Source organism: Sulfuricaulis sp. (assembly GCF_041499725.1).
Taxonomy (GTDB): Bacteria; Pseudomonadota; Gammaproteobacteria; order Acidiferrobacterales; family Sulfurifustaceae; genus Sulfuricaulis.
In genome coordinates this window covers 1-24,749 of sequence record NZ_JBGQKW010000037.1, presented here as the reverse complement: position 1 = coordinate 24,749, position 24,749 = coordinate 1, and the positions used below count along the sequence as shown (strand labels likewise).

Annotated in this window: 24 protein-coding genes and 1 pseudogene; 7 read left to right on the top strand and 18 right to left on the bottom strand. The window is 60.1% G+C overall.

Annotated elements, in window-relative coordinates; translation table 11 throughout:
• The 10 genes and pseudogenes from ACC569_RS08010 to ACC569_RS07965 form a co-directional block, all read right to left on the bottom strand.
• A pseudogene (locus tag ACC569_RS08010) lies at positions 1-332 on the bottom strand (superoxide dismutase); the annotation flags it as partial.
• A 10-nt stretch (positions 333-342) separates the two neighbouring features.
• Complete coding sequence (gene chrA, locus ACC569_RS08005; protein WP_372522987.1) at positions 343-1,740, bottom strand: chromate efflux transporter; 1,398 nt, start codon at positions 1,738-1,740, stop codon at positions 343-345.
• Positions 1,741-1,758: 18 nt separating this feature from the next.
• On the bottom strand, positions 1,759-2,715 hold the full coding sequence (locus ACC569_RS08000) for a chromate resistance protein ChrB domain-containing protein (RefSeq protein WP_372522986.1): 957 nt from the start codon (positions 2,713-2,715) through the stop codon (positions 1,759-1,761).
• Positions 2,716-2,993: 278 nt separating this feature from the next.
• Positions 2,994-3,836, bottom strand: coding sequence for a 23S rRNA pseudouridine(2605) synthase RluB (gene rluB, locus ACC569_RS07995; protein WP_372522985.1), 843 nt, complete (start codon positions 3,834-3,836; stop codon positions 2,994-2,996).
• Positions 3,837-3,947: 111 nt separating this feature from the next.
• Positions 3,948-4,643, bottom strand: a complete 696-nt coding sequence (gene scpB, locus ACC569_RS07990) for an SMC-Scp complex subunit ScpB (protein ID WP_372522984.1) — start codon at positions 4,641-4,643, stop codon at positions 3,948-3,950.
• On the bottom strand, positions 4,643-5,443 hold the full coding sequence (locus ACC569_RS07985) for a ScpA family protein (RefSeq protein WP_372522983.1): 801 nt from the start codon (positions 5,441-5,443) through the stop codon (positions 4,643-4,645). The genes scpB and ACC569_RS07985 overlap by 1 nt, the downstream gene beginning before the upstream one ends.
• Entirely contained in the window at positions 5,440-6,663 is a 1,224-nt protein-coding gene (locus ACC569_RS07980) for a tryptophan--tRNA ligase (RefSeq protein WP_372522982.1), read from the bottom strand. The genes ACC569_RS07985 and ACC569_RS07980 overlap by 4 nt, the downstream gene beginning before the upstream one ends.
• On the bottom strand, positions 6,660-7,313 hold the full coding sequence (locus tag ACC569_RS07975; RefSeq protein WP_372522981.1) for a site-2 protease family protein: 654 nt from the start codon (positions 7,311-7,313) through the stop codon (positions 6,660-6,662). The genes ACC569_RS07980 and ACC569_RS07975 overlap by 4 nt, the downstream gene beginning before the upstream one ends.
• A 78-nt stretch (positions 7,314-7,391) precedes the next feature.
• A complete protein-coding gene (locus ACC569_RS07970; protein ID WP_372522980.1) occupies positions 7,392-8,015 on the bottom strand; it encodes an L-threonylcarbamoyladenylate synthase in 624 nt (207 codons plus the stop codon).
• Between the two features lie 6 nt (positions 8,016-8,021).
• The gene (locus ACC569_RS07965) at positions 8,022-8,897 is read right to left on the bottom strand and encodes a PHP domain-containing protein (protein ID WP_372522979.1); all 876 of its coding nucleotides are present in this window, start codon (positions 8,895-8,897) and stop codon (positions 8,022-8,024) included.
• Positions 8,898-8,990: 93 nt separating this feature from the next.
• On the opposite strand from ACC569_RS07965, the gene ACC569_RS07960 reads away from it, so the two are divergent.
• The 6 genes from ACC569_RS07960 (at position 8,991) to ACC569_RS07935 (ending at position 13,225) form a co-directional block, all read left to right on the top strand.
• Entirely contained in the window at positions 8,991-9,731 is a 741-nt protein-coding gene (locus ACC569_RS07960; protein ID WP_372522978.1) for a hypothetical protein, read from the top strand.
• 161 nt (positions 9,732-9,892) lie between these two features.
• Positions 9,893-10,486, top strand: a complete 594-nt coding sequence (locus ACC569_RS07955) for a septation protein A (RefSeq protein ID WP_372522977.1) — start codon at positions 9,893-9,895, stop codon at positions 10,484-10,486.
• 3 nt (positions 10,487-10,489) lie between these two features.
• Positions 10,490-10,789, top strand: coding sequence for a YciI family protein (locus tag ACC569_RS07950; RefSeq protein ID WP_372522988.1), 300 nt, complete (start codon positions 10,490-10,492; stop codon positions 10,787-10,789).
• Position 10,790: 1 nt separating this feature from the next.
• Complete coding sequence (locus ACC569_RS07945) at positions 10,791-11,057, top strand: BolA family protein (RefSeq protein WP_372522976.1); 267 nt, start codon at positions 10,791-10,793, stop codon at positions 11,055-11,057.
• A gap of 44 nt (positions 11,058-11,101) precedes the next feature.
• A complete protein-coding gene (locus ACC569_RS07940; RefSeq protein ID WP_372522975.1) occupies positions 11,102-11,962 on the top strand; it encodes a peptidylprolyl isomerase in 861 nt (286 codons plus the stop codon).
• A gap of 252 nt (positions 11,963-12,214) precedes the next feature.
• A complete protein-coding gene (locus ACC569_RS07935) occupies positions 12,215-13,225 on the top strand; it encodes an esterase-like activity of phytase family protein (RefSeq protein ID WP_372522974.1) in 1,011 nt (336 codons plus the stop codon).
• Positions 13,226-13,234: 9 nt separating this feature from the next.
• Here ACC569_RS07935 and ACC569_RS07930 read toward each other — a convergent pair whose 3' ends face one another.
• The 6 genes from ACC569_RS07930 to smc form a co-directional block, all read right to left on the bottom strand.
• Positions 13,235-14,089 carry an EamA family transporter gene (locus tag ACC569_RS07930; protein WP_372522973.1) on the bottom strand — a complete coding sequence of 285 codons (855 nt, stop codon included), beginning with the start codon at positions 14,087-14,089 and terminating at the stop codon, positions 13,235-13,237.
• Between the two features lie 175 nt (positions 14,090-14,264).
• Positions 14,265-14,633 carry a TusE/DsrC/DsvC family sulfur relay protein gene (locus ACC569_RS07925; RefSeq protein WP_372522972.1) on the bottom strand — a complete coding sequence of 123 codons (369 nt, stop codon included), beginning with the start codon at positions 14,631-14,633 and terminating at the stop codon, positions 14,265-14,267.
• Between the two features lie 176 nt (positions 14,634-14,809).
• Positions 14,810-15,220 (bottom strand): hypothetical protein, encoded by a 411-nt coding sequence (locus ACC569_RS07920; protein ID WP_372522971.1) that lies wholly within the window; start codon positions 15,218-15,220, stop codon positions 14,810-14,812.
• A 137-nt stretch (positions 15,221-15,357) separates the two neighbouring features.
• On the bottom strand, positions 15,358-17,367 hold the full coding sequence (gene ligA, locus ACC569_RS07915) for an NAD-dependent DNA ligase LigA (RefSeq protein WP_372522970.1): 2,010 nt from the start codon (positions 17,365-17,367) through the stop codon (positions 15,358-15,360).
• Positions 17,364-18,569, bottom strand: a complete 1,206-nt coding sequence (locus tag ACC569_RS07910) for a cell division protein ZipA C-terminal FtsZ-binding domain-containing protein (RefSeq protein WP_372522969.1) — start codon at positions 18,567-18,569, stop codon at positions 17,364-17,366. Before ACC569_RS07910 ends, ligA begins: the two co-directional genes overlap by 4 nt.
• Positions 18,569-22,075 (bottom strand): chromosome segregation protein SMC, encoded by a 3,507-nt coding sequence (gene smc, locus ACC569_RS07905; protein ID WP_372522968.1) that lies wholly within the window; start codon positions 22,073-22,075, stop codon positions 18,569-18,571. Before smc ends, ACC569_RS07910 begins: the two co-directional genes overlap by 1 nt.
• 82 nt (positions 22,076-22,157) lie before the next feature.
• Between smc and queF the strand changes: the two genes are divergently transcribed.
• Entirely contained in the window at positions 22,158-24,143 is a 1,986-nt protein-coding gene (gene queF, locus ACC569_RS07900; protein WP_372522967.1) for a preQ(1) synthase, read from the top strand.
• An 81-nt stretch (positions 24,144-24,224) separates the two neighbouring features.
• Here queF and soxZ read toward each other — a convergent pair whose 3' ends face one another.
• Both soxZ and ACC569_RS07890 read right to left on the bottom strand, forming a co-directional pair.
• The gene (gene soxZ / locus ACC569_RS07895) at positions 24,225-24,548 is read right to left on the bottom strand and encodes a thiosulfate oxidation carrier complex protein SoxZ (RefSeq protein WP_372522966.1); all 324 of its coding nucleotides are present in this window, start codon (positions 24,546-24,548) and stop codon (positions 24,225-24,227) included.
• Positions 24,549-24,598: 50 nt separating this feature from the next.
• Positions 24,599-24,749: thiosulfate oxidation carrier protein SoxY (locus tag ACC569_RS07890; protein WP_372521830.1), on the bottom strand; the 151-nt coding region annotated here is incomplete at its 5' end.

The following is a 24,749-nucleotide window of genomic DNA, read 5'->3' as shown; positions in this document are numbered from 1 at the left end:
CTGAACTCGGCCTGCCAGCGCTCGGCACTGCCAAAGTCGCGGGCAAGCACGGAGTGCAACGCGCCTTGCGCCTGCCCGTCTCCGCCCAGGCTGTCGAAGTAGAGTTCATGCAAGATCATGGAATTGGCGGCAATCAGCTCTTCACGTTTGAGGCCGTTGATCACGAACACCGGTGCGCTCGCGACATCCAGCGCCTGCCACTGCGCCGCGATCGCGTTGAGACGCTTGACCGCCCCGCCATAGTTGTTTTCGTGGTGACTGATGATCAGCTTCTCCGACAGTCCCTTGAGCTTCGCGGGATTGCACGACAGCGGTTTCATTTCATAAGCCATGACACCCTCCTTACACGCCTGTCAGCGGTTTGATCAATGTGAAGGCAAGTCCCGCCGCGCCGCAGGCGAGGATCACCGGGATGATTCCAATCTTGAAACGCCACAACGCGATAAAGGCAAGCACACCGATCAGCGCGGAGAACCACTCGAAGCCGCCGAACAGGGTTTGCACACTCAACGGCAGGATGATGCCCTGTGGCCACAACACGTGGTAGGCGAAGAACACGGCGAGGTTCAGGATCACGCCGACGACGGCGGCGGTAATGCCGGTCAGCGGCGAGGTGAATTTGATATCGCCGCGGGTTGCCTCCACCGCCGGTGCGCCCAACAGAATAAACAGAAACGACGGCAGGAATGTAAAGTACGTGGCGACGCTTGCCCCGGCGATACCGGCTGTCGCCAGCATGTCCGGCCCGAACACCTCCTTGGACCAGCTGCCGATAAACCCGACGAAAGCCACCACCATAATAAGTGGTCCGGGAGTGGTTTCGCCGAGCGCGAGACCATCGATCATCTGCGGGCCGGTAAGCCACTGGTATTGCTCCACGCCGCCCTGATAGACGTACGGCAACACCGCGTAGGCGCCACCGAAGGTCAGGAGCGCGGCCTTCGTGAAGAACCAGCCCATCTGCGTGAGCGTGCCCTGCCAACCGTACAGGGCGAACAACGTGCCCTCGACGCCTGTCCAGATGGCAAGAGCGATCATGGAATAAGTGATTACCCGCGTCCACTTGAAGCGCGCGTGCTCCGGTGGTGGCGTATGATCGTCAATCAGCGCCGAACCGTAGCTTTTATTGCCATCGCCGTGATGTCCGCCCGTCCTGAACTTATCCGGCATGATGCGCCCACCGATATAACCGATGATGCCGGCCCCCAGCACGATGTACGGGAACGGCACGTTGAACGCAAAGAACGCGACGAAGGCTGCCGCCGCCACGGCCCAAAGCGCGGCATTTTTCAGCGCGCGTGAACCTATGCGGTAGGCCGCGAATACGACAATCGCTGTCACGGCCGGTTTAAAGCCGTAAAGAATACCCGCCACCGCCGGTATATTACCAAAAACAAGATAAACCCAGGTCAGAGCAATCAACACAAATAACGATGGCAAGACGAACAGCGCGCCAGCGACGATACCGCCCCAGGTCCCGTGCATGAGCCAGCCGATGTAAGTCGCCAGCTGCTGTGCCTCCGGACCCGGCAGTACCATGCAGTAGTTGAGCGCATGCAGGAAACGATGCTCCGATATCCAACGACGTCGTTCAACCAGCTCCTGATGCATCATGCTGATCTGGCCGGTGGGCCCGCCGAAACTGATGAATCCCAGTTTCAGCCAGTAGCGGGATGCTTCGCCAAAAGAAACCGGTTCCGGCGGTTTGGTCGTGTCATGCGCTTTTGAAACAGTGGACATAAATTTTCTCCGAATAGTTTATTCTTCGGTGTACGAGGCGTATAAAAAATCAAAAGACCTGCTCGCCTCCTTGAGCAGCTTGTCATCATCGACGTATTGTTTGCGTACGCCATTCAGAATCATCTCCAGCCCGGCGGCCTCCGCCACCGGCACGCCACCCACGTCGAGATAATGCACCAGCGCACCCATGCGCGTGAGCGCCGCATTTTCTTCCAGACCAAAGCTGGTGAGCAGTACTTCAAACGTTACGCGCGCACCGACATGCGTGAACGTCGCGTTGTCAAAATCGAATCCGAGCGTATCGGCCGGACAATCCTTCGGATCCTTCAGCCAGATGAAACGCGCCTTGGGATCGATGAAGCGCCGGATCAGCCAGGCCGAGGCCAGGCGATCCACCCAGGGACGGGTGCGCGTCGCCCACGAGCGGTTCTGATAACCGGTTTTATTGAGACGGAGGATTTCTCGTGCCGCGGCATGCGGCTCGCCCGGCGAGAGCAAGGCAGTGACCGCCACCTCGGTTTGGGACAATAGCAGCTGAACCTGTTCTTTTGCCGGCCCAGTGAAATGATCAGTCGCCGCCACGGCTTCAAACTCGCGACGGATTTTTTTCAAATGGCGCGAAACTGATCCTGCGCGCTTCTTCGTGAGGCCGGATTTACCTTTCCGGATCGCCTCGATAAGCCGTGCGTAATCGGCGGTGCGATCAAATAATTTTCGAAAATGCTCTGCCTGTTGCTGGTCGGTACTGGTGAAGGTGAGCACATGGGCATCGCCGCCGGAAGCCCTCACCGCCTTGGCCTGTTCCCGCAAGGACCTTGCAGCCGATTCGCTGTGCGGCAGCAGATAAACACCGTCGCGCAGCACCACCGCCCCCAGGCTCTTTAATGCGCGCCATATCCGCATACGCGGCGTGGCGCTGCGGCCGGGAAGGCTGATTACCAGCATTGACCACAGGGGCTCAACGTAATTTATCATGTCGAGTATTCTACAATATTGTAACGTTTATGACATTAAATAATTTTCGCGAGCAGCCACTCTGCCTGCGGGTGTGCATGCCTTCGACAAACACGCATGGACGCGCGATTAGCTGGTTTATCCGCGCAAGGAAATCAAAAAATCATTCGACACGAGCGAAGGCGATACGATGCGGAGGAAAGGATTGGTTAATCCAGGTTCAAGTATCTCTCCAACTACGAGCTCTTGGCCGGGCGCAACGCGGGCCAGATTTATCTTGAAATGGAGAAAGCGGCTTTTTAAGGCCGGCGCACCGTTCGCTTGTGCCGCGCGCCTTGATGCGCCCGTGAGATACCGGGTCCATGCTGTGGACGGCCCTTGCCGCGCGGCTTGAGAGGTCTGGACAGGTTCCGTTTCGGAGGCGTTGGCAATTTCAAGCCGACAAAATCATACAGGGCCGCGGCGGATTCATCATCCATCTCAAGCGTGCGTCCGGTATGGAAATGCGACGGGAGATGGACGGGACCGAAACGAATGCGCATCAGCCGGCTCACCTTGATGCCCACGGCCTCCCACAACCGGCGCACTTCGCGGTTGCGTCCTTCCTTCAATACCACGTGGTACCAGTGATTCGCGCCGGCGCCGCCGGCATCGACGATGGAAATAAAATGCGCCGGACCGTCTTCCAGCATCACGTCTACTTTCAGTCGCGCGAGCATTTCGTCGCTCACCTTGCCGAGCACGCGCACGGCATACTCGCGCTCAATCTCGTGAGACGGATGCGTCAGGTGGTTGGCCAGCTCGCCGTCCGTCGTGAACAACAGCAGGCCGGAGGTGTTGTAATCCAAGCGGCCGATGTTGATCCAGCGCGCGCCACGCAGCTTGGGAAGTTTTTCGAAGACCGTCGGCCGGCCCTGCGGATCGGAACGCGTGCAGACCTCGCCCACCGGCTTGTGGTAAATCAGGAGACGCGGCTTGGCTTGGAAGGCATGCGTCGGGACCTTTCGTCCGTCAACACTGAGGGTCTGATCCGGAGTGACTCGCGCGCCGAGCGTGGCGGGCTTGCCGTCCACGGTGATGCGGCCTTCTTCGATCCAGCGCTCGATTTGCCGTCGGGAGCCCCAGCCGGCGCGCGCCAACACCTTTTGTAACCGTTCACCTACCACAGCTTTTGTGATGCACAGGGATGTGCGAATGTCGCGGGAGGCAGGATGCCGAGAGCGACCAGCTTTTCCCCGGCGGGGACGCCCCGGTCACTCACGCTCGGCCGAGCGGACCTCGATCAAGGTCGCCGGCTCCGGCACGTCTTGTGCCTCGTCGTGCGATTCCCCGTCAGAAGCGGTCATGGCGGCGGAGGACGATGTCTCCGCGCCCGGTTCCAGGTCCAGACGCAGGTTCAATTCATTGCTGATGACGTCTAGGTCGCGCAGAGCCGAAAGCGGCGGCAACTCTTCCAGGCTCTTCAAGTTGAAATGCTCGAGGAACTCACGCGTGGTGCCGTAAAGGGCGGGACGTCCCGGAACATTGCGTATGCCTACCTGGCGGATCCACTCGCGCCCCAGCAGCGTCTTGATGATGTCGGTGCTCACGGACACGCCGCGAACATCCTCGATATCGCCACGCGTCACCGGCTGGCGGTAAGCGATGATGGCCAGAGTCTCGAGCAGCGCGCGCGAATAGCGCGCGGGACGCTCTTCGGCCAGCCGGGTGATCCAGGGTGCGTATTTATCGCGGGTCTGAATACGCCAGGCACGGTCGATCTGCTTCAGCTCAACCACGCGCTCGGCGTATTCCTCTTCCAGCTGGCTGATGGCATCGCGGATTTCCTCGCGTGTCGGTGGCGATTCGGACGGGAACATGGTCAACATCTTGTCGATGGTCAGCGGCTGTCCCGCGACCAGCAGCGCCGCCTCGATGATATTCTTCAGTTCTGCGTTTGAATCGCTCATCAGGCCGCCGCCTTGAGATGAATGGGTGCAAAAGGTTCCTGCTGGACGACAACCACCAGCGATTCCTTCAGGAGTTCGAGAATCGCCATGAAGGTCACCACCAAACCGCGCCGGCCCTCGTTCAGGTCGAACATTTCCTCGAAACTCACAAACGCCTCACTATTGATCTTCGCCAGTATCCGGGTCATGCGTTCACGTACCGACAGCGGTTCCAGCTGAACACGATGATGCCGGTAAAGTTCGGCACGCACAAGCACCTCTTTGAAAGCGTCCAGAAGATCGAACAAGCTGACATTCGGCTCGATACGCTTGACGGGCGGGTGATCGTTTTCGATGACCACCAGATGCACCTCGCGCCCCACCCGCGGCATCTGGTCCAGGGACTCGGCGGCGGTGCGGTAACGTTCATATTCCTGGAGGCGACGTATCAGTTCGGCGCGCGGGTCGGCCTCTTCTCCCTCGCTGGCCGGCCGCGGCAGGAGCATGCGCGATTTTATTTCCGCCAGCATCGCGGCCATGACCAGGTACTCCGCGGCAAGCTCCAGTTTCACGGTTTGCATCAGCTCGACGTAGCCCATGTACTGGCGCGTGACTTCGGCGATGGGAATATCCAGGATATCGAGATTCTGCTTGCGGATAAGATACAGAAGCAGATCGAGCGGACCCGAGAAAGTTTCGAGGAAAACCTCCAACGCATCCGGCGGGATGTACAAATCTTCCGGCAGCTTGGTGAGCGTCTCGCCACGGATGACGGCAAGCGTAACGGCAAGTGGCGATTCCGTGTCGGTCGGTGTGCTCATCCGTTGTATCCCAGTCCAATGGCGGCGCGGACTTCGACCAGGGTGGCTTCCGCCGCCTCCTGCGCACGCTTGTTGCCGTCGGCGATGATGCTCTTCACTGCCAGCGGATCACGCGAAAATTCCGCGATGCGTTCCTGCATTGGCTTCAGCTCTGCCAGCACGGCATCAATGATGGGCTGTTTGCATTCAAGGCAGCCAATTTTCGCCGAACGGCAGCCGTTTTGCACCCAGTCCTTCTTTTCCTGGTCCGAGTAGACGAGATGAAAATCCCACACCGGGCATTTGTCCGGGTTTCCCGGGTCGGTACGATGCACGCGCGCCGGGTCGGTGGGCATGGTGCGGAGCTTCTTTTCCACATCCGCCGGTGGTTCGCGCAGACTGATGACATTGTCATAAGACTTGGACATCTTGCGGCCATCGAGCCCCGGCATCTTGGGCGCGTGGGTCAGCATGGTCTGGGGCTCGGGGAGAATGATCTTGCCTCCTCCTTCCAGAAAGCCAAACAGCCTTTCCTTGTCACCCAGGGCGATGTTCTTCTGCCGCTCAAGCAGAGCATGCGCCGTCTCCAACGCCTCACGGTCACCCTGCTCCATATAGGCCGTACGCAGATCGCGATACAGCTTGGCGTTTTTCTTGCCCATTTTCTTGATGGCTTCTTCGGCGCGTTGTTCGTAACCCGGCTCCCGCCCGTAGAGGTGATTGAAGCGACGCGCGACCTCGCGTGTGAGCTCCACATGGGCCACCTGATCTTCGCCCACCGGCACTATACCCGCACGATATATAAGGATATCTGCGCTTTGCAACAGCGGGTAGCCCAGAAAACCATATGTCGAAAGATCCCGGTCTCCCAGCTGGAGCTGCTGATCCTTGTAAGACGGCACGCGCTCCAGCCAAGACAAGGGCGTGATCATCGATAGCAGGACATGGAGTTCGGCGTGTGCCGGAATACGGGACTGGATAAACAGGGTGGCATTATTCGGGTCCACCCCGGCCGCCAGCCAGTCCACCACCATATCCCAAACGCTTTCATGGATGATTTGAGGGTCTTCGTAATGAGTGGTCAGAGCATGCCAGTCAGCCACGAAGAAGAAGCACTCGTATTCAGATTGGAGCTTGACCCAATTCTTCAGTACCCCGTGATAGTGCCCAAGGTGCAGCCGCCCCGTGGGGCGCATGCCGGACAAAACCCGCATCGACTGGCCGGGAAGGACCGTGCTCATCGTAACCCCACGATCAGGGTCACAAGACGCTCAACCATGTGGATGGGTGGACCGATGATGGCACCCAGTATGCCCGTCGCGAGCAAGGCCAGGAGAATGAAAAACCCGAAAGGCTCGAGTCGTGACAGTTGCCAGGCCCAAGGACCCGGCAGCAGACCTACAGCCACCCTGCCACCATCCAGTGGCGGCATAGGAATAAGATTAAGTACCATAAACACTGCATTGATTTCTATACCAAATAATCCCATGTATTGCATCGGCAGACCGGCCCAGGACTGTGGACCCAGCTGTACGCCGATACGTGCTATCACAGCCCAGAAAACTGCCATCACCAAATTTGCACCCGGACCAGCAGCCGCCACGATCGCCATGTCGCGTTTGGGGTGACGGAGATTCTCCCAGGTAACCGGGACCGGCTTGGCCCATCCGAAGACAAACCCCCCGAGCAATAGCAACAACCCCGGGACCAATATCGTGCCTACTGGGTCGATATGTTTGAGGGGATTGAGGGTCAGACGGCCAAGTCGCTGTGCCGTGGGATCACCGAACTTCTTGGCCACCCACCCGTGGGCAACCTCGTGAACCGTAATGGCGAAAAGCAGGGGCAGAAAAGCGACGGCCACCAGCTGGGGGGTGCTTAGATCAGGCATCGGTCGCGGAGTATATCAGGAGCGTCCAGCGCATAAAACGTGAAATTTTCCTTTATCTGCTTAGTTTTGGGTAATTTTTCAGACTGTAAAGCGGGCATTGTCCCCTTTGCCCTGCCGCGCCACGCTCGCCCGGCCGCCCTCGATCTCGACCACGGTGGTCGGTTCGAGCCCGCAAAATCCGCCGTCCACCACCAGGTCCACGTCGTGCTCAAGCCGGCGGCGAATTTCCTCCGGATCGCTCAGGGGCAATTCCTCGCCCGGCAGAATCAGCGTGGAGCTCATCAGCGGTTCATTCAGCTCGGCGAGCAGGGCCTGGGCAACGACGTGGTCCGGCACACGCAATCCGATGGTTTTGCGCTTGGGATGCTGCAAGCGGCGCGGTACCTCGCGCGTGGCCGGCAGGATGAAGGTATACGGCCCAGGCGTGTTGGCCTTGAGCAGGCGGTAGTCGGCGTTGCTCACGCGCGCGTACTGCGCCACCTCGGAAAGATCGCGGCACACGAGCGTGAAATTGTGATTTTGATCCACGCGGCGGATACGGCGGATGCGTTCCATGGCCGCCTTGTCGCCGATATGGCAACCGAGCGCATAGCTCGAATCGGTGGGATACGCGATCACCCCGCCGGCGCGCACGATGTCCACCGCCCGCTTGATCAGACGCGGCTGCGGGTGCGTCGGGTGTATTTGAAAATACTGGGCCATGTCGCCCTAGGACAAGCTTTCTGCCACAACCTCGTGCGTGGCCAATCCGGTCATTTCCCAATTCCGCCAGACGGGAACACAGCCATCCGGCAATGCTGGCAGCCTTCCGAGATCCATCCAGGTTTTTTCCGGACCGTGATAATCGGACCCGGCCGAGGCGAGAAAATCCTGCTCGGCGGCGATGCGCGCCAAGTGCTGAGTGGCCTCCGGCGGATGACTGCCGGAAATCACTTCAATCGCCGCACCGCCGCATTCGCGGAATTCGCCGAATAACCGCAGCAATTTGCCGGCGCTCAGTTTATAACGCGCCGGATGGGCTACCACGGCCTGACCGCCCGCGGAACGAATCCAGCTCACCGCCTCATCGAGCGTGGCCCATTGGCCGGGCACGTGGCCAGGCTTTCCGCTCGAAAGAAACTGCTTGAAAGCCTGCTGCATGCCGCGGACATAACCCTGCTCGACGAGAAAACGCGCAAAATGCGTGCGCGAAACGATTGTCCCTTTCGCCAGACGTCGCGCGCCTTCGTAGGCGCCCTCGATTCTTTTTTTCTGCAACCGGCGGCCGATTTCCACCGCGCGCCATTGGCGGAACTCGCGCAGGCGCGCAAGGCCCTGCTGCAAGACGTGGTCCGCGGTATCGATATTAAGACCGACGATATGCACCGTCTGGCTCTGCCACGTGACGGAAATTTCAACGCCCGCGATCAGCGTGATGCCAACCCGGTCTGCCGTGATCCGCGCCTCGGCAATGCCATCGGTCACGTCATGGTCGGTCAGCGCCAACACGTCCACGCCGGCCGCACGTGCCCGCGTCACCAGTTCCGCCGGCGTGAGGGTTCCATCCGATTGCAGACTGTGTGTATGCAAATCGAAACGCCGCATGGATGAAGCAGCAGAAGCTGTATTGGTATTGCTCATATCGCAAACAGGATATCATGAATAAACGGGTTATACTTTACAGTTACAGGAATGCCGATGATCACCACCCTGCCACCCAGCCTTGCCGAAGCGGAACTGCGTTTCGAACACGCGGCGAGGGATATTATTGACACTTATGAAGCACGGCGTCCGGCCGAAACTAATCAGGTCACGCCGGGACAATTGGCGGAAGCCATCGAGCAGTTTCTGGCGATTATCGCCCGGATCGACCGGGAGGAAGGCGAAGTCGGGCCTATCGCCAAGGAAGACGCCACCCAACTCGGCGATTACGGCGTAACGCTGCTCACCGACCTCATCGCCTGGGCGGGTCAGCTCAACATGCCCGTGCCGCGGACGGATCTCGAAATCGTGATACTGGCGGCGGCCGACTGGATCATGCGCCACGAGGGCCAGATTCGCGCGCTCGATCCGGTGGTCAATGCGCTCGCCAATTTTTCCAACCGCATGCATGACCCGGCGTCGCTCGAGCCGATAACCCATTTCATGGGCCGCGTGATACACGCCAGCGCCAGCCTCATCAAGGAGGACCTGGAAAAAACCAATCCCGGCCGGCCGTGGCGTGTCCTGCACCTGAACCGCGGCATCGTCGCGACTCGCACGCACAACCCGGAACTCATGGAAAAGGTTTTCGAGGATCTGGTGCGTTATCTGCCGGAAGATGCCGCCGCTTTCTTCGCCGAAGGCATGCAGCAGATGGAGGCGCTTAACTACCCTCAACCGGTGCGGCAGGTCATGGGACGCTTTTTCGACCTCTGGACGCGGCCCCGGATGCACTAGGCAAGCTCGGATTAAGTCCGTTCGTAGTGATCTTGTCGAAGCACGAACGGCCTCGGGGCGAACGGAATGGCTTAATCCAAGCTTCCCTGGCCCCAAAGTGCGTCCTTGCCGCTTTTGAGGCGGGATGCGAAAATAGCGCTCCTTTTGTCACTGCCTGTACGATGAAATTCCTTTACGATCTGTTCCCGCTGCTGCTGTTCTTCGCGGCCTTCAAGTTCTACGACATCTATGTCGCCACCGCCGTGGCGATCGCCGCGTCATTCCTGCAAACCGGACTCTTCTGGCTCAAGCACCGCCGCTTCGAGACCATGCACCTGATCACGCTCACCGTCATTGGCGTCTTCGGCGGTCTGACGCTGGCGTTGCACGACGACACCTTCATCAAGTGGAAGCCCACGCTGGTCTATTGGATACTCGCGGCGCTCATGCTCGCCAGCCAGTGGTTCGGAAAGAAAACCATCATCGAGCGCATGATGTCGGCGCAGGTCACGCTGCCGACGCCGGTATGGAAACGTCTCAATCTGAGCTGGGGAATTTTCTTCACGGTGCTCGGCGCGGTGAATATTTACGTGGCGTTTTTCTACGGCCTCGATCTCGACGCCGATACGCGACGCAGCATCTGGGTCAACTTCAAGGTCTTCGGACTGCTGGGATTGACGCTGCTCTTCGTCGTGGGACAGGCCTTCTTCATGGCCAGGCATATGCAGCACAAACCGGAAAACGGTGAATCGGCCGTCGACAGGACGGCAAAATAAATGATGTGGTACGTCATTAACGGCACCGATACCGAAGACAGCCTCGAACGCCGGCTGTCCGTGCGCGCGGCGCATGTGGCGCGCCTGCAGCAACTTCAGGACGAAGGCCGCCTGCTGCTCGCCGGCCCCTACCCGGCGGTGGACAGCAACGACCCCGGCCCCGCCGGGTTCACCGGCAGTCTGATCGTCGCCGAGTTCGATTCGCTCGAGGACGCGCAGACCTGGGCCAAGGCCGATCCCTATGTCGCAGCAGGTGTTTTTGCCAGCGTCAACATCAAACCGTTTCGCAAGGTGTTGCCCTAAAATGGAACGTGTCACGCTGATCGAAAACCGCTTGCGCGAAGCCTTCACGCCCCAGAAAATCGAGGTGCGCGATGACAGCCGCCTGCATGCCGGGCACGAAGGCGCGAAAAGCGGCGGCGGGCATTTCGCCGTCACCATCGTCTCGCCGACGTTTCAGGGCAAGAACCCTGTGCAGCGGCATCAGATGATTTACCAGGCGCTGGGCGACATGATGAAAAAGGAAATTCATGCGCTCAGCATCCAGGCGTTCACACCGGACGAGCTCTGAACGAATCCGTCAGTCAAACCACCAACCGTAACCAAGGAAAATCCATGTCAACCCTACGCACATCCCTCATCGTGTTACTGGCCGCGGCGGGCCTGCTCGCCGCCGGCTGCGACAAAAAGCCCAGCGACCAGACCAAGAAGGAAGAGGCCAAGCCTGCCGCCAAGATCATAGCCACCGTCAACGGCGACAACATCATGGACACGGACTATCAGGGCTATTTGCAGATCCGCCAGCAGCAGGTCGGTCCGATCGCGGACAAGGACAAGGAAAAGAAGATCGTGCTCGATGAGATGATCGACAAGATGCTGCTCGCGCAATACGCCGTGAGCAACAAGATCGATCAGGACCCCGAAGTCGGTTCTCTCATGAAGCGCGTGCGCGAGGAAATCCTGGCGCAGGCCGTCAAACGCAATCTGCTGCGGGACAACCCGATCTCCGAAGACGACGTCAAGAAGCGCTTCGAGCAGGAAGTGGAGAACACGCACAAGACCGAATACAAGGTGCGTCACATCCTCGTGAAGGAGGAAAGCGATGCCAAGGACATCATCGCGCAGCTGAAAAAAGGCGCGAAGTTCGACAAGCTCGCCAAAGACAAATCCATGGATGCGCAGAGCGGCAAGAACGGCGGCGAGCTCGGCTGGATCAATCAGGGCATGGTCGTCCCCGAGTTCTTCAACGCCCTTATTAAGATGAACAAGGGTGCGATTTCGGACGAGCCGGTAAAATCCGACTTCGGCTGGCACATCATCAAGGTGGAAGACACTCGTCCGCTCAAGATCCCGACCTTCGAGCAGTTCATGGCGGATCAGCACGCGCGCGCCAATATCTACCGCAAGATGCAGGACGACAAGATCAACAACCTGCTCAAGGACATCAAGGGCAAGGCCAAGATCACGGTCAACTGAGACGGTCATGACCGACCCATCCCGCCGAATGCGGGATGGGTTTTTTTGCTCGCCACTTTCATCGCTGCGCGTCCTGCTTCGCTCGAAAGCCAGGGCTCGCCATCCATGGCGAGCCCGCTTGGCGGGGTAAGCGCCCGCCGGGCGCTTACCTTATTCCGCCTCGCCCCTGTGGCTCGCCCTTTCGGGGCCAGCGTCGCGGAGCTCCGCTGTCAAAAATCGTTCCCGGCGATTTTTTCCGTCTAGAATTTCTCCATGGAGAGACATTTCCTCAAAACAGGACTCATCGCGATCGCCATCCTGGCGATATCGGCCGGTGGGTATGCTGACACTCCGACTGAACTGGAAACCCGGTCCATCGCGCTGTCCGAAAACATAAAAGTCGGCGACCGCATAGACCACATCCGTTTCCTCGGCATGCTGCAATTGCCGAATCCAAAGGTGGACGGGATGCGCTTCTCGCAGCTCTCCGGTCTCGCCTGGGATGATGACGACGGCATCCTGTATGCCATCTCCGACAAGGGGTTTCTGTTCCATCTGCAACCGGTATTCGAAAACGGCGTGCTGACGGGCCTGAAACTCCTCAAGGCGGTCCACCTGCGTGAACTCGGCAGTGGCAAGCCGCTGAAGGGGACGCGCGGCGATTCCGAGGGACTGGATATTCTGAACGGACGCAACGGGCGCAAGGGCGATGCGGAACTGATTATCAGCTTTGAACGCTTTCCACGCATCGTGCGTTACCGACCCGATGGCTACGCCATCAGCGAATATCCCCTGCCTGCGCCTCTCAACGACGCCCGGATGTACCAAGACTCCAACAAGATGCTGGAGTCGGTGTGTGTCGATTCAAAACTGGGCATTCTTACCGTGCCCGAAGTCCCGCTCAAGGGAGAGCGCCAGGGCTACACGCGCATCTTTAATCTCGACGGCAAATCCTGGTTCTATCCGCTGCCGGAAAACAATCGTATATCCGCGCTGGAATGTCTTGGCAAAAACCGGGTAATGGTGCTGGAAAGCAACTTCAAAGGTAGCTTCGGCCGTCTCGAAGTATTCCTCAGGATCGCAACACTGTCGCCGGACGCATCATCCACGGAATCCGTGCCGGTTGAAACCGTCGTTACATTCGACAGCGGCAAAAAACATCAAATCGACAACTTTGAAGGCCTGGCGAGACACCGTGGCAACCGCTTTTTCATTGTCAGCGACGACAACGATCTGTTCATCCAGCGTTCGTTGCTGATGTACTTCGAGCTGCTGGATAAATAATTTTCGGCGTCAGGCGGAAAACGCCAACACCCCAAGCCCGACCGTAATGATGGCAATGGCCGCGAGCCTTGTGCGCCAGCGCTCGCGTTCTCCGAATACAAGGATCGACAACAGTCCCGCGAGCACGATACCAGCATTGGTGAACGCCACCGCGTACGCAGCGGAAAGATATTGCATGGCGAAAATCACCAGTCCGTAGGCATTGCCGATGAAAAGCCCGGCCGGCAGCCAGCGGGTAATCGGTGGCATCGCCGATGGACGCCAGCGGCCGAGACGCACGCGCTGCTCGATACTGAGTGCGACGAACGAGGCGAACAGATCGGTGCTCACGAGTCCGAGCTGCGCGCCATACGTCGGCAGACTCGGCACGGCCAACTTGTTGCTCAGCGAGTAAACGCTCGTGGCCAGGGCCGCGATCACGGCCCAGAGCAGCGCCCGGCGGCTGTCGCCATGCCTGGCGCTCGCCGCCATCAGCAATAAACCGCCAACGGAAACGAGTATGCCGATCCATCCTCCCGCGGCGATCACCTCGCCAAAAAACAGACTGCTCCAGACGGCGATCAGCAAGGGCGAACTACGCGCGATGGGATACACCAGCGCCACCGGCGCGTGCCGATAGGCCGCGCCCAGCACGAGAAAGTAAACGCTGTTGGCCAGCGCCGAGATGACCAGCAGGCCGGCGAGAGAGTACGACCAATGGGCTTCTGTCACGAGCGCATACAACGACCACGGCCCGAGGATGACGAGATAACCGACCAGCGCCCACCACAGAAATCGACTGTCGGGATGACTGGCGCGCGCCAGCAGGTTCCACGCGACATGCATCAGTACCGCCGCCGTGAGCGCCAGCGCGGCGGCAGTCATGACCGGAATATCGCGTGCGCGATGCGCGTGATTTCAAAAATTGGATATATATCCATTGATGTCGCCTGCGGCGATCTTATTTTAATCAGGTCCTCGCAGCCAGGAATAGGCGCGCAAGCCGGGCTGAGCGCAACCCGACACCAGGCCTGCGGCTAAGCTCCCGTGGAAATCGCGCCTAAACCACGCTGCCGAAGCTCTTGTCGGTGGCTCCCGCCGGCGCCTTGAGCCCGGCAATGAGGCAACCCTGCGCCACCGGACCGGCCGGAAAAAGCTGATAGAGGTACTTCATGCCGCCTTTCCCGTGAAACTTCTCATCCAGCGCGTCGTGCAGCTCGCGCATGTTGATGGTGATCTCCTCGTGCTTGGCGTAGTACTGCTGCAACGCGCGCACGGCTTCCCAGTGATCCTCGCCGAGCTTGAGTCCTTCCCGCTGCGCGGTCTTGACGGCTAGCTCGCGCGTCCAGTCGGCCGACGCGTGAGGGAACCTGGCATCCTTAGCGGTTTCACTTTCGGCTTCCTTGATCGCATCTAATAGACTGGTCATGGCTCGACCTCCTTTCGGCATCCTGAAGTCAATTTCATACACGCACTATTCTCCACGCGTTTTGATGAACATCAACCTTGGCTTCATGGGCGACTAATTACCCCACATTCCAGCGAGGATTTTGCGGGCCTGTGCCAAGGCCAACCTACGGGCTCGTGAATTTGAGCCTGGCCCCTTTAATTCGTGTTAGGCACAGTGGCGGCTGATAAACGATGTCTTATAACTACATTTACTGCGCCGGGAAGTAAGAAGAATAAAAATACTGGCGCGAGTTCATTCAGGTCGGATTGAAGAAGTACAACCGTAAATACCGTTGCCATTACCGAAAATATTATGGACTGACCAAAGACGCCGGACGGAATCCTAGAGTTTTCACCTCGCCTGAATAGGAGTGATTCAGAAACCGCAGAGGCTGCCAGATAGCCAAGCGAGAGAAATGCCGAAAAGAACATGAAAGATCCGAATTTACCAATTTCCGGTGCAAAGTGCGGACCATGTGGTATGACAAAAGTGTATACGGCCTGCTCTATGATAAGAAAGATCCAGCCAGTAGCTATAGGTACTAAGATTTTCTTTACGGATACCATTAGTTTTCGCCTAACTATAATTCGACCGCCGAAAAGTTCCGTTTAAACGAAGCTTTTCGGCATTGATAAAATTTGATATTTGTAGAATCAAGCTATTAGCATCTTTTAGTGCATCAGAATACCAGCGATGATACTCATTACCCAAGCAGCTTAAGAAACTCTTTCTCATCCAACATCGTTACTCCAAGTTCTGCTGCTTTGTCCGCCTTCGAGCCGGGCTCTTCGCCGACAATCACGTAATCAGTTTTCTTCGAGACACTGCCGGCGATCTTGGCGCCTAATTCTTGCAGCCTGCGCTTAGCTTCGTCACGTGTCATGGTGCTGAGCCCACCCGTAAGAACAAAGGTCTTGCCCGCGAGCGCGGAGGATTTTTTGACGCGTGCAGGCTTGGGCCAGTGAATGCCGGCCTTGAGCAGATCGCGAATCACGCCGCGGTTGTGCTTTTCGTGGAAGAAACTGGAAATGTCCTCGGCCATGGCCGGTCCGATACCGTGTATCTGTTCCAGCGTTTCCCGATCGGCGTCCAGGATATCATCCATCGAACCGAACTGATCGGCGAGCAGTTGCGCCGTGGCTTCGCCCACTTGCGGGATGCCAAGCGCGTGCAGGAAACGCGCAAAGGTGGTGTTCTTGCTCTTTTTGATCTGGTCGAGAAGATTCTGCGCTGATTTCTCGGCCATGCGTTCAAGATCGGCCAGCTCGTCATGCTTGAGGCGGTAGATATCGGCCACGGTTTTCACCATGTCCTTATCCACCAACTGCTGCACCAGCTTGTCGCCCAGGCCCTCGATGTCCATGGCGTGGCGCGAGGCGAAATGCAGAATCGCGCCCATACGCTGCGCGGAACACACGAGCCCGCCCATGCAGCGGTGCGCCGCCTCCTCTTCCTCGCGGATCACCTGCGAGCCGCACACAGGGCACTTGTCCGGCGTGTGCCACTTGCGTGCACCACGCGGGCGCTTATCCTTGATGACGCCCACGACCTCGGGAATGACATCACCCGCGCGTCGTACGATCACGGTGTCGCCGACGCGCACGTCCTTGCGATCAACCTCGTCCTGGTTGTGCAAAGTCGCGTGCGTCACGGTGACGCCGCTCACCTGCACCGGTTTCAACACCGCCACCGGCGTGATTACGCCGGTCCGCCCGACCGAGGCCATGATTTCCTCGACGACCGTGGTTTCTTCCTGCGCCGGCAGCTTGTGCGCGACGGCCCAGCGCGGCGCGCGCGCGGTGTAGCCCAGTTGATCGCGCGCGCGCAGGTCGTCCACCTTGTACACCACGCCGTCGATTTCGAACGGCAGCTTGTCGCGTTTGGCGAGGATTTCCTGATAATACTTGAGACACTCGTCCACGCCGTTTACCACGCGGAAAAATTCGGTGACACGAAAACCCCAATCCCTTAAATGCTTCGACACTTCTGAATAGCGCCGCGCCACGGGTTCGGAAACCTCGCCCAATCCCCAGGGGAAAAAACTCAACGGACGCGCGGCGGTCACGCGCGTGTCAAGCTGGCGCAGCGAACCTGCGGCAGCATTGCGCGGGTTGGCGAATATCTTGGCACCCTGCTTCAGTTGTTCGGCGTTGAGACGCTCGAATTCCTTTTTCGGAATGACGACTTCGCCGCGCACCTCCACCACCTTAGGCCAACCTTTGCCTTGCAGATGCAGCGGCACGGTCTTGATGGTGCGCACATTTGCCGTCACGTCCTCGCCGGTGCTGCCGTCGCCGCGCGTGCCAACCTGCATCAGCACGCCGTTCTCGTAGCGCAGGCTCACCGAGGTGCCGTCAAATTTTGGTTCGGCGGTGTAGGCAACTTTACCTTCGATCTCGATACTCTTGCGCACGCGTTGGTCCCACTCGCGCGCCTCCGCGTCATCGAAGGCGTTATCCATCGAGGTCATCGGGATTTTATGGCGCACCTCGCCGAACTCGGACAACGGCGCCGCGCCGACGCGCCGGGTGGGCGAATCGGGCGTAATCAGCCCGGGATGTTCGGATTCGATCTGCTGCAACTCACGCAGCAGTTTATCGTATTGCGCGTCGGAGACGACGGGATCGTCGAGGACGTAGTAGCGGTAGTTGTGGTAATTGATCTCTTTGCGAAGCTCTTCCGCGCGTTTGCGCAGCTTGTCCGCACTACTCATAAGGTCGCGGCTTCGTTGAACAGCTTGAGCGCCGTTTCGCTTCCCGGGGGAATGCCGAAGGCGCGCATCTTTTCCTCGATGTCCTCGATCTGGTGGTGAATCACCGCGATGCCCTTGTCGGTGAGCGGGCGGCGATTCTGGTCCTGGAGCTTTCCGCCCAGCGTATCGGCGATTTCCCTGGCCGTCGCCACCATCTTGCCGAACAGCGCGCCCGGGTGGTACGCGCAGGGCACGCTCATGAACAGCGTGAGTCCGGGCGTCTCGAAACTGTCCAGGGCCGCGGGATCGAACGTGCTCAACTCGTCGAGATTCGCCAGGCTGAAAAGAAAACGGCTGCCGGGAGCGACGGTATTCTTCATGTGAAAGATATTCATCGCGCCGAGTTCCATGCCCGCGTGACGCGCCGCCATTTCAATGGCGCGACCCGGAAACGCGGGATCGGCGTTCGGCACGATGTGAATGCCGGCGATCACGTCATAGGTGTCGCAGAATTCTTGCAGCTCCCGGGCGCGCGCCAGCCCCTGCTCGAAGGTCAGTGGCAGCTTCGTGGGGCGATGCAGCGCATCCGCCAGTTGCAGGCCGATCTCGGTGAAGGTGGTGAGCTCCGATTCATCGACCGGACCCTTGGGATCGACCAGCTGGATGGCGAGCGTGATGTCACCGTACTGCGTTCTGGACGAATCGAGTTGCAGGTCCGACCAGTGCTCGGTGCGGTAATGTTGGCCGTAAAGATGTCGCGCCTTGTTCAGCTTGTATTCATGCTGTTTGAAGATACCGAGCGCCGCGTCGCGCGCCACCGGCTGCTCGCCCGGAAGCTGAATGACGAAATCGATTTTTTCATCGGACAGATATTCCCTGCCGGGCTCGGCCGCGCCGCGTCCCGAACGACGAAGCCCGGCCGTGAGGTCGAGCGGCATGGTCGCCACCTCTTCCAGGTGCCGGATCTCCTTGCGCAGGAGCTCGTTCCGCGGAACTTCCCGCGCGGCCACCTCGACGTCGGAGCGCAGCACCTTTTCACTGCCGTGCTCGCGCGTGGCGCTCAGCACGCTGGGACGCGCGGATGTTTCGTCTTCGTGAAATTCACCGACGGGCTCGTCCGGCCGCGGGCGCGGACGGCGCAGGCGCGCCATGTCGTAGGTGGTCAGGGCAACAATAGCGACGATGACGATTCCGATGAAGAGCAGGGCATACTGCAGGTTCATTACTGCGCGACCATCTCCATGGCCTGATCCACGTCCACCGTCACCAGGCGCGAGACGCCCGGCTCGGACATGGTGACGCCGATCAGGACGTCCGCCATTTCCATGCTGATCTTGTTGTGCGTGATGTAGACCAGCTGGGTCTTCTGCGACAGCGTTTTCAGGGTTTCGCAATAGCGGATCACGTTGGCGTCGTCGAGCGGCGCGTCCACCTCGTCGAGCAGGCAGAACGGCGCGGGATTGAGCTGGAAGATGGCGAACACCAACGCCACCGCGGTCAACGCCTTCTCACCGCCGGAGAGCAGGTGGATCGTGCTGTTGCGCTTGCCCGGCGGACGCGCCATGACGCCGACGCCGGTTTCGAGCAGGTCGTTGTCCGTCATCTCGAGGTGCGCGCTGCCGCCGCCGAAAAGCTGCGGGAAGAAGCTCTGGAAATACTCGTTGACCTGGTCGAAGGTCTCCTTGAAGCGCGTGCGCGTCTCGCGGTCGATCTTGCGGATCGCCTCTTCCAGCGTGGACAGCGCCTGGGACAAATCCTCGTACTGCCTGTCGAGATAGTTCTTGCGCGTGCTCGCTTCCTCGAATTCCTCGATCGCGACCAGGTTGATCGGTCCGAGGCGCTCGATGCGCGCCGTGACCTGCTCCAGGCGCGCGGCCCATTCCAGCTCGGTCGCCTCGGGCGGCAGCTCCTGGCGCAGCGGCTCGATCTCGAAGCCGGTTTCGCGCAGCTGATCGGCGAAAGTGTCGCGCCGCACCACCAGCTCCTGCCGTACGATGCGCTCGCCCTCGTGCTTCTCGCGCACCTCGGAAACCTGCCGTTCTTCCTGGGTCCGCGCCTGTTCCTGCTCGCGCAGATGCGTCTCGAGATCGGTCACGCCCTGGCGCGCGGCGTTGAGGCGCTCTTCGATGCCCAGGCGCTTTTGCAGAAATTCATCCAGCTGCTGGCGGTAACCGGGCGTGGGGTCTTGTGCGTCCGACAGTACCAGCGTCAGTTGTTCGCGCCGCGCGATGAGCTGCTGTAACTGGCTTTCGAGGCGCGCATGACTGCTGCGCGTGCCGTCGAACGAGGCCTGCAGCGTCTCGCGCTCGATCTCGAGGCGATGCAGGCGGTCGCGCGCCTCGGTCTCCTGCGTGCGCGTCTGTTCCACCGCGTCCTGCAACGCCTGGCGCTGCTGCTGTAACTGCGTGCGCCGCTGTTCATGTTCACCGCCGGTGGCTTCGGCCCGGTGCAGCAGATCGCCCGCCGCCGTGACTTCGGCCTGATCGCGGTTGAGCTGCTCGGTGATTTCCTGCTGTTCGTGCCCGATCTGCGCGCGGCGGGATTCGAGCTGCGACAGCCGCGCCTGCTTGTGACCCAGTTGCTCGCGCAGGCGCGCGCGTTCGCGATTGTTTTCATTCAGGTCGCGGCTGAGCTCGTCGCGTTCGTCTTCGAGATCCTGCAACTGTGTGTCCATCGCGGCGAGTTCGGCCTGGAGGTTGCCGAGCTTGTCCTGCAATCCGGACAGCTCGGATTGCAAGGTTTCGATTTCACGCTCGCGCAACAGCCATCCGGCGCGTGCGCCTTGCTCGTGCCCCAGACTCAGCCAGTTGCGGCCCAGCCAGGCGCCATCGCGCGTGACGATGGACTCGCGCGTGGCGAGCGCGGCGCGCATCACCAGCGCCTGTTCCAGCGACTCGGTGACATAGACTCCCTCGAGCAGCGGCGCGAGATCGATGTCGCCGCGCACCTTGTCGATCAAGGCCGCGCGCGCGGACGGTTGATGCGCGGACGACGTGCCGAGTTCGATAAAGGAAACTTGTGACTGGTTGAAGCCTGAGGTCGCCGTCGCAACCTGCCCCATCTGCGGCACGCACACGGCGCCGAGGTTGATGCCGAGCACGCGTTCGACGGCCTTCTCCCAGCCGGATTCGACCTTGAGCAGGCGCGCCAACCGCGGGGCCTTGTCGAGACCCTGACCGCGCAGCCATTCGCCCAGCGTCGCGTCGCTCTCGCCTTGCGCGGCCGCCTGCAGCTCGCGCAATGAAGCCAGGCGCGCCTCGCTGTTCTGTTTCTGCCCGCGCACCTCGGCCAGTTCATCGTCGAGTTCATCGCGCCGGTCGCGCGTCTCGCGCAGACGTGCCTCGATCTCGGCGATCGAGCGTTCTTTCGACTCGCACGCCTCATCCAACTCGGCCACCTGCGTTTGCAGGGCGCCGGCGGGTTCTTTATCCAGTTCCGCGGCGATGGTTGCCGCCTCCTGTTCAAGACGCGCCTGGCGCTGCCGCAGTTGCTCGAGATGCTGTTGCAGCTGCAGGATGCGGGCGTTCTGGACATCGCGCACCTTGGCCGGTTCGGCGGCCATCGCGCTGAACGACTCCCATTCGGTTTGCCAGTCCTGCATGGTGCGCTCGGACTGGCCGCGATTTCCGACCGCCGCGTCGCGCGCGCGGACATGCTCCTCCACTTGCGGCGCCAGTTCGTCGAGCCGGCGCTGCATTTCATCCATGCGCGTCACGTCCGCCTGCAGATGGGCGCTTGCCTCCCCCCACGCGCGGTTGATCTGTTCCTGTTCGCGCAACTGGTTCTCGCGCGTCTCGCGCGCGTGCTGAATGGCCTGCTCGAGGCGCGAGACCTCGGCGCCCACGGAATAGAACTCCGCCTGCACCGCGTTGAAGCTGTCCATCGCCTCGGTCTGCTGGGAGCGGATTTTTTCGATCTCGGCTTCGATGCCATGCTGCCGCGCCAGCGCCAGGTCGAGCGCGTTCTGCAGCGCCGCGATTTCGCGATCGTGTGCGTGCAGCTTCTGGTCGAGCTCGAGCCAGCGCAGTGCCAGCAGTTGCGCCTTCACGAGGCGCTCTTCCTGTTTCAGTTCCTTGTAGCGCGCGGCGGCCTTGGACTGCCTTTGCAGTTTCGACAACTGCGTCTCGAGTTCCTTGCGGATGTCTTCCACGCGCGTGAGATTCTCGCGCGTGTGCTTGATGCGGCTTTCGGTCTCGCGCCGGCGTTCCTTGTATTTCGAAATACCCGCGGCTTCCTCGATGAAGCCGCGCAGATCCTCGGGCTTGGCCTCGATGATGCGCGTCACCATGCCTTGCTCGATGATCGAGTAGGCGCGCGGTCCCAGGCCGGTGCCGAGGAAAATGTCGGTGATGTCCTTGCGCCGGCACTTGGTGCGGTTGAGAAAATAATCGGATTGGCCGTCGCGCCCGGCCTCGCGGCGGATGGCGATTTCGGCGTAACTGGCGTACTGGCCGCCGGCCGTCCCATCGCTGTTGTCGAAGACGAGTTCAACGGCGGCCGCGGCCACCGGCTTGCGCGAATTGGAACCGTTGAAAATGACGTCGGCCATGGAATCGCCGCGCAGGTTCTTGGCGGACATTTCGCCCATGACCCAGCGCACCGCGTCGATGATGTTGGATTTTCCGCAACCGTTCGGGCCGATGATGCCGATCAGGTCGCCGGAAATGGGAATCGTGATGGGTTCGACAAACGACTTGAAGCCGGAAAGCTTGATGGTTTTAAGCCGCATTTCGCGTGATCTACGTTCCTGTCCGCCGGTGAAAATTAGGCTACAATTTTACCGATATTCCAAACACTTGCCAGCCAAGGAAATGTCGACACAGCCCAGCAAAAATCTGGATACCTTCCCCAATCCGCATCCGGGGCGGGATTATATCATCGAGATCGAATCCCCGGAGTTCACTTGTCTGTGCCCGAAGACCGGCCAGCCGGACTTCGCCACCCTGAGCCTCGAATACGTCCCGGACCGGCTGTGCGTGGAGCTCAAGTCGCTCAAGCTCTACATCTGGTCCTACCGCCATGAAGGGCATTTCCACGAGGACGTGACCAACCGGATCCTGAGCGATCTCGTGGCCGTCCTGCAGCCGCGATACATGCGCCTGCGGGCCAAATTCAACGTCCGCGGCGGCCTCTACACCACCGTCGAGGTCGTGCACCGCCAAAGCGGCTGGAATTCTCCACCGCCACCGCCTGCCGATCTGCCGCGCGAGATCCAGGAACTGCCGGCGAGGGAAGCCCCAGCCGCGACACCGGCGAAAGCTCCCGCCGTCTCGGTCGCAACTGCGCCAAAACCTCGCGATCCGGTACCTTTAGCTGAACCCGCCGCCCCAGTCGCGACTCCGCCGAAACCCCGCAACCCGGTTCCGTTAACTGAACCCGCCGTTCCGGCCGCGCCCGCGCCACCGGCGAGCAACCGCTTCCGCATGTTGCGACGTACCCACCGGTCGGAACCGCCGCCAACAGCGGCGACCATCATCGAGCCAGCCCCGCCGGAACCGGTAGTGCGTCAGGATGGGCTCTACATCGGCATTGATCTCGGCACCACCGGCTGCCGCGCCATCGCCGTGGACGCTAGCGGCACGATCAAGGCTGAAATGAGCGCGCCGATTGCCGCCCCGCTGCGAAAAGACGACCAGGTCACGCAGGACCCGACAGTGTGGTGGAAGGCCGTGAGCGGCTGCCTGCAGAATCTGCTGAAGGAGATCGACCCGGCGCGGGTGCGGGCACTCGCGGTGGACGGCACCTCCGGCACTCTGCTCCTGAGCGACAACAAGGGCAATCCGGTCACGCCGGCCATCATGTATAACGATCGGCGCGCAGTGGAACAGGCCGATACAATCGCCACGCTGGCCGACACAAACTCCGGCGCCCAAGGAGCCGGCAGCAGTCTCGCGAAACTCCTGTGGTTGCACGAGCGCAAGCTCGACAAGCGCGCCACTCATGCTTTGCATCAGTCCGACTGGATCAGCGGCAGGCTGACCGGCCGTTACGGCCACAGTGATTACAACAATTGTCTCAAGCTCGGATTCGATGCCGAGAAAATGGCCTGGCCCAAGTGGGTCAACAAACTGGGGCTGAATGTCACGCTGCTGCCGGAAGTGCATGTGCCGGGCGAGCCGCTGGAAACCGTCAGCGCCGACATCGCCAAAAATTTCGGGTTGCCCGCCGACACTCAGGTCCTGGCCGGAACCACCGATGGCGTGGCGGCATTCCTCGCCGCCGGAGCCACCGAACCCGGACACGCGGTGACGGTGCTCGGCACGACGCTGGTGCTGAAACTGTTGTCGGACAAACCGGTGTTCTCGCTGGAGCACGGCATCTACAGTCACCGCCTCGGCAAGTACTGGCTCGCGGGTGGCGCCTCGAACAGCGGCGGCGCGGTGTTGTTGCAATACTTCAAGGTCGAACAAATGCAGGAAATGACGCCGTTGCTCGATCCGGAAAACTTCACCGAGCTGGATTACTATCCACTGCCGGATATCGGCGAGCGTTTCCCGGTCAACAACCCGGAAATGATGCCACGGCTCGAACCGCTGCCCGGCAACAGCATCACCTTCTTTCAGGGAATGCTCGAGGGCATCGGGCGCATCGAGGCGCAGGGTTACAAACTGCTGGAAAAGCTGGGTGCACCGGCGATCACGACGGTTTATACCGCCGGTGGCGGCGCCAAGAATCCGGCCTGGGAGCGCATCCGCGAGCGTATTTTACGGGTCAAAATGGAAAAGGCGCGTTCAAAACACGCCGCCTACGGCTCGGCCCTGCTGGCCGCGGGGATCGTGGCCAAAACATATCAATAAATAAATATCACCTTCAGGCAAGCCACGTGCATAAAAACCGCCCCTTCGGGCGGTTTTTTACTGATGGAACACGGCACTGCCTCACGAAATGTCCACGATCCCCTCGAGCGTGCCGGACTCGCCCAGGTTGTCGCTCCAGAAGATTTTCAGCTTGTCGCTGTTCTTGGCGCCCTTGAGCCGGAATCCGAGCAGCGGGTCTTCGGAAAGGCCGGTGCCTGTATTTAATACCACGACCACCTTGCCGTTGAGTTCGACGTTCACCTTCTGGATGAAATGCGGCGGGATTTTAGTGTTGGTGTTCTTGTCGGTGCGCAGCCCGGTTTCCATCGGGTGCGTAATCAACACCTGCAACTCCACCACGCCATCCTGCAAACGGGTGCGCATCTTCATTTTGCGATCGGCCATTGAATCATTCCTCAATCATTAATATTACGTTCATCAATCCTGGTGAAACCTCAGCCCCCACACCCACCCACCGTCACCTTGATGTTCTGCCGGGCGCTGTAGAGCTTGCCGCCGGACTTGACCACGGCGACGACGTCCGAGGTCTGGGCCATCTTCATGCGCGCGGAGAAATAGCCCTCGGCGCCCTGGAAGCTGGCGTGG

What these genes read in the sequence shown, in the direction of transcription:
- ACC569_RS07935 (WP_372522974.1), top strand. Translation starts at nt 12,215, where the DNA reads ATGGAGAGACATTTCCTCAAAACAGGACTCATCGCGATCGCCATCCTG.
- ACC569_RS07965 (WP_372522979.1), bottom strand. Translation starts at nt 8,897, where the DNA reads ATGCGGCGTTTCGATTTGCATACACACAGTCTGCAATCGGATGGAACC.
- ACC569_RS07980 (WP_372522982.1), bottom strand. Translation starts at nt 6,663, where the DNA reads ATGAGCACGGTCCTTCCCGGCCAGTCGATGCGGGTTTTGTCCGGCATG.
- ACC569_RS07945 (WP_372522976.1), top strand. Translation starts at nt 10,791, where the DNA reads ATGGAACGTGTCACGCTGATCGAAAACCGCTTGCGCGAAGCCTTCACG.
- ACC569_RS07950 (WP_372522988.1), top strand. Translation starts at nt 10,490, where the DNA reads ATGTGGTACGTCATTAACGGCACCGATACCGAAGACAGCCTCGAACGC.
- ACC569_RS07960 (WP_372522978.1), top strand. Translation starts at nt 8,991, where the DNA reads ATGATCACCACCCTGCCACCCAGCCTTGCCGAAGCGGAACTGCGTTTC.
- scpB (WP_372522984.1), bottom strand. Translation starts at nt 4,643, where the DNA reads ATGAGCGATTCAAACGCAGAACTGAAGAATATCATCGAGGCGGCGCTG.
- ACC569_RS07920 (WP_372522971.1), bottom strand. Translation starts at nt 15,220, where the DNA reads ATGGTATCCGTAAAGAAAATCTTAGTACCTATAGCTACTGGCTGGATC.
- ACC569_RS08000 (WP_372522986.1), bottom strand. Translation starts at nt 2,715, where the DNA reads ATGATAAATTACGTTGAGCCCCTGTGGTCAATGCTGGTAATCAGCCTT.
- ACC569_RS07925 (WP_372522972.1), bottom strand. Translation starts at nt 14,633, where the DNA reads ATGACCAGTCTATTAGATGCGATCAAGGAAGCCGAAAGTGAAACCGCT.
- chrA (WP_372522987.1), bottom strand. Translation starts at nt 1,740, where the DNA reads ATGTCCACTGTTTCAAAAGCGCATGACACGACCAAACCGCCGGAACCG.
- ACC569_RS07930 (WP_372522973.1), bottom strand. Translation starts at nt 14,089, where the DNA reads ATGACTGCCGCCGCGCTGGCGCTCACGGCGGCGGTACTGATGCATGTC.
- ACC569_RS07940 (WP_372522975.1), top strand. Translation starts at nt 11,102, where the DNA reads ATGTCAACCCTACGCACATCCCTCATCGTGTTACTGGCCGCGGCGGGC.
- soxZ (WP_372522966.1), bottom strand. Translation starts at nt 24,548, where the DNA reads ATGGCCGATCGCAAAATGAAGATGCGCACCCGTTTGCAGGATGGCGTG.
- ACC569_RS07985 (WP_372522983.1), bottom strand. Translation starts at nt 5,443, where the DNA reads ATGAGCACACCGACCGACACGGAATCGCCACTTGCCGTTACGCTTGCC.
- ligA (WP_372522970.1), bottom strand. Translation starts at nt 17,367, where the DNA reads ATGAGTAGTGCGGACAAGCTGCGCAAACGCGCGGAAGAGCTTCGCAAA.
- ACC569_RS07910 (WP_372522969.1), bottom strand. Translation starts at nt 18,569, where the DNA reads ATGAACCTGCAGTATGCCCTGCTCTTCATCGGAATCGTCATCGTCGCT.
- smc (WP_372522968.1), bottom strand. Translation starts at nt 22,075, where the DNA reads ATGCGGCTTAAAACCATCAAGCTTTCCGGCTTCAAGTCGTTTGTCGAA.
- ACC569_RS07955 (WP_372522977.1), top strand. Translation starts at nt 9,893, where the DNA reads ATGAAATTCCTTTACGATCTGTTCCCGCTGCTGCTGTTCTTCGCGGCC.
- queF (WP_372522967.1), top strand. Translation starts at nt 22,158, where the DNA reads ATGTCGACACAGCCCAGCAAAAATCTGGATACCTTCCCCAATCCGCAT.
- ACC569_RS07975 (WP_372522981.1), bottom strand. Translation starts at nt 7,313, where the DNA reads ATGCCTGATCTAAGCACCCCCCAGCTGGTGGCCGTCGCTTTTCTGCCC.
- ACC569_RS07970 (WP_372522980.1), bottom strand. Translation starts at nt 8,015, where the DNA reads ATGGCCCAGTATTTTCAAATACACCCGACGCACCCGCAGCCGCGTCTG.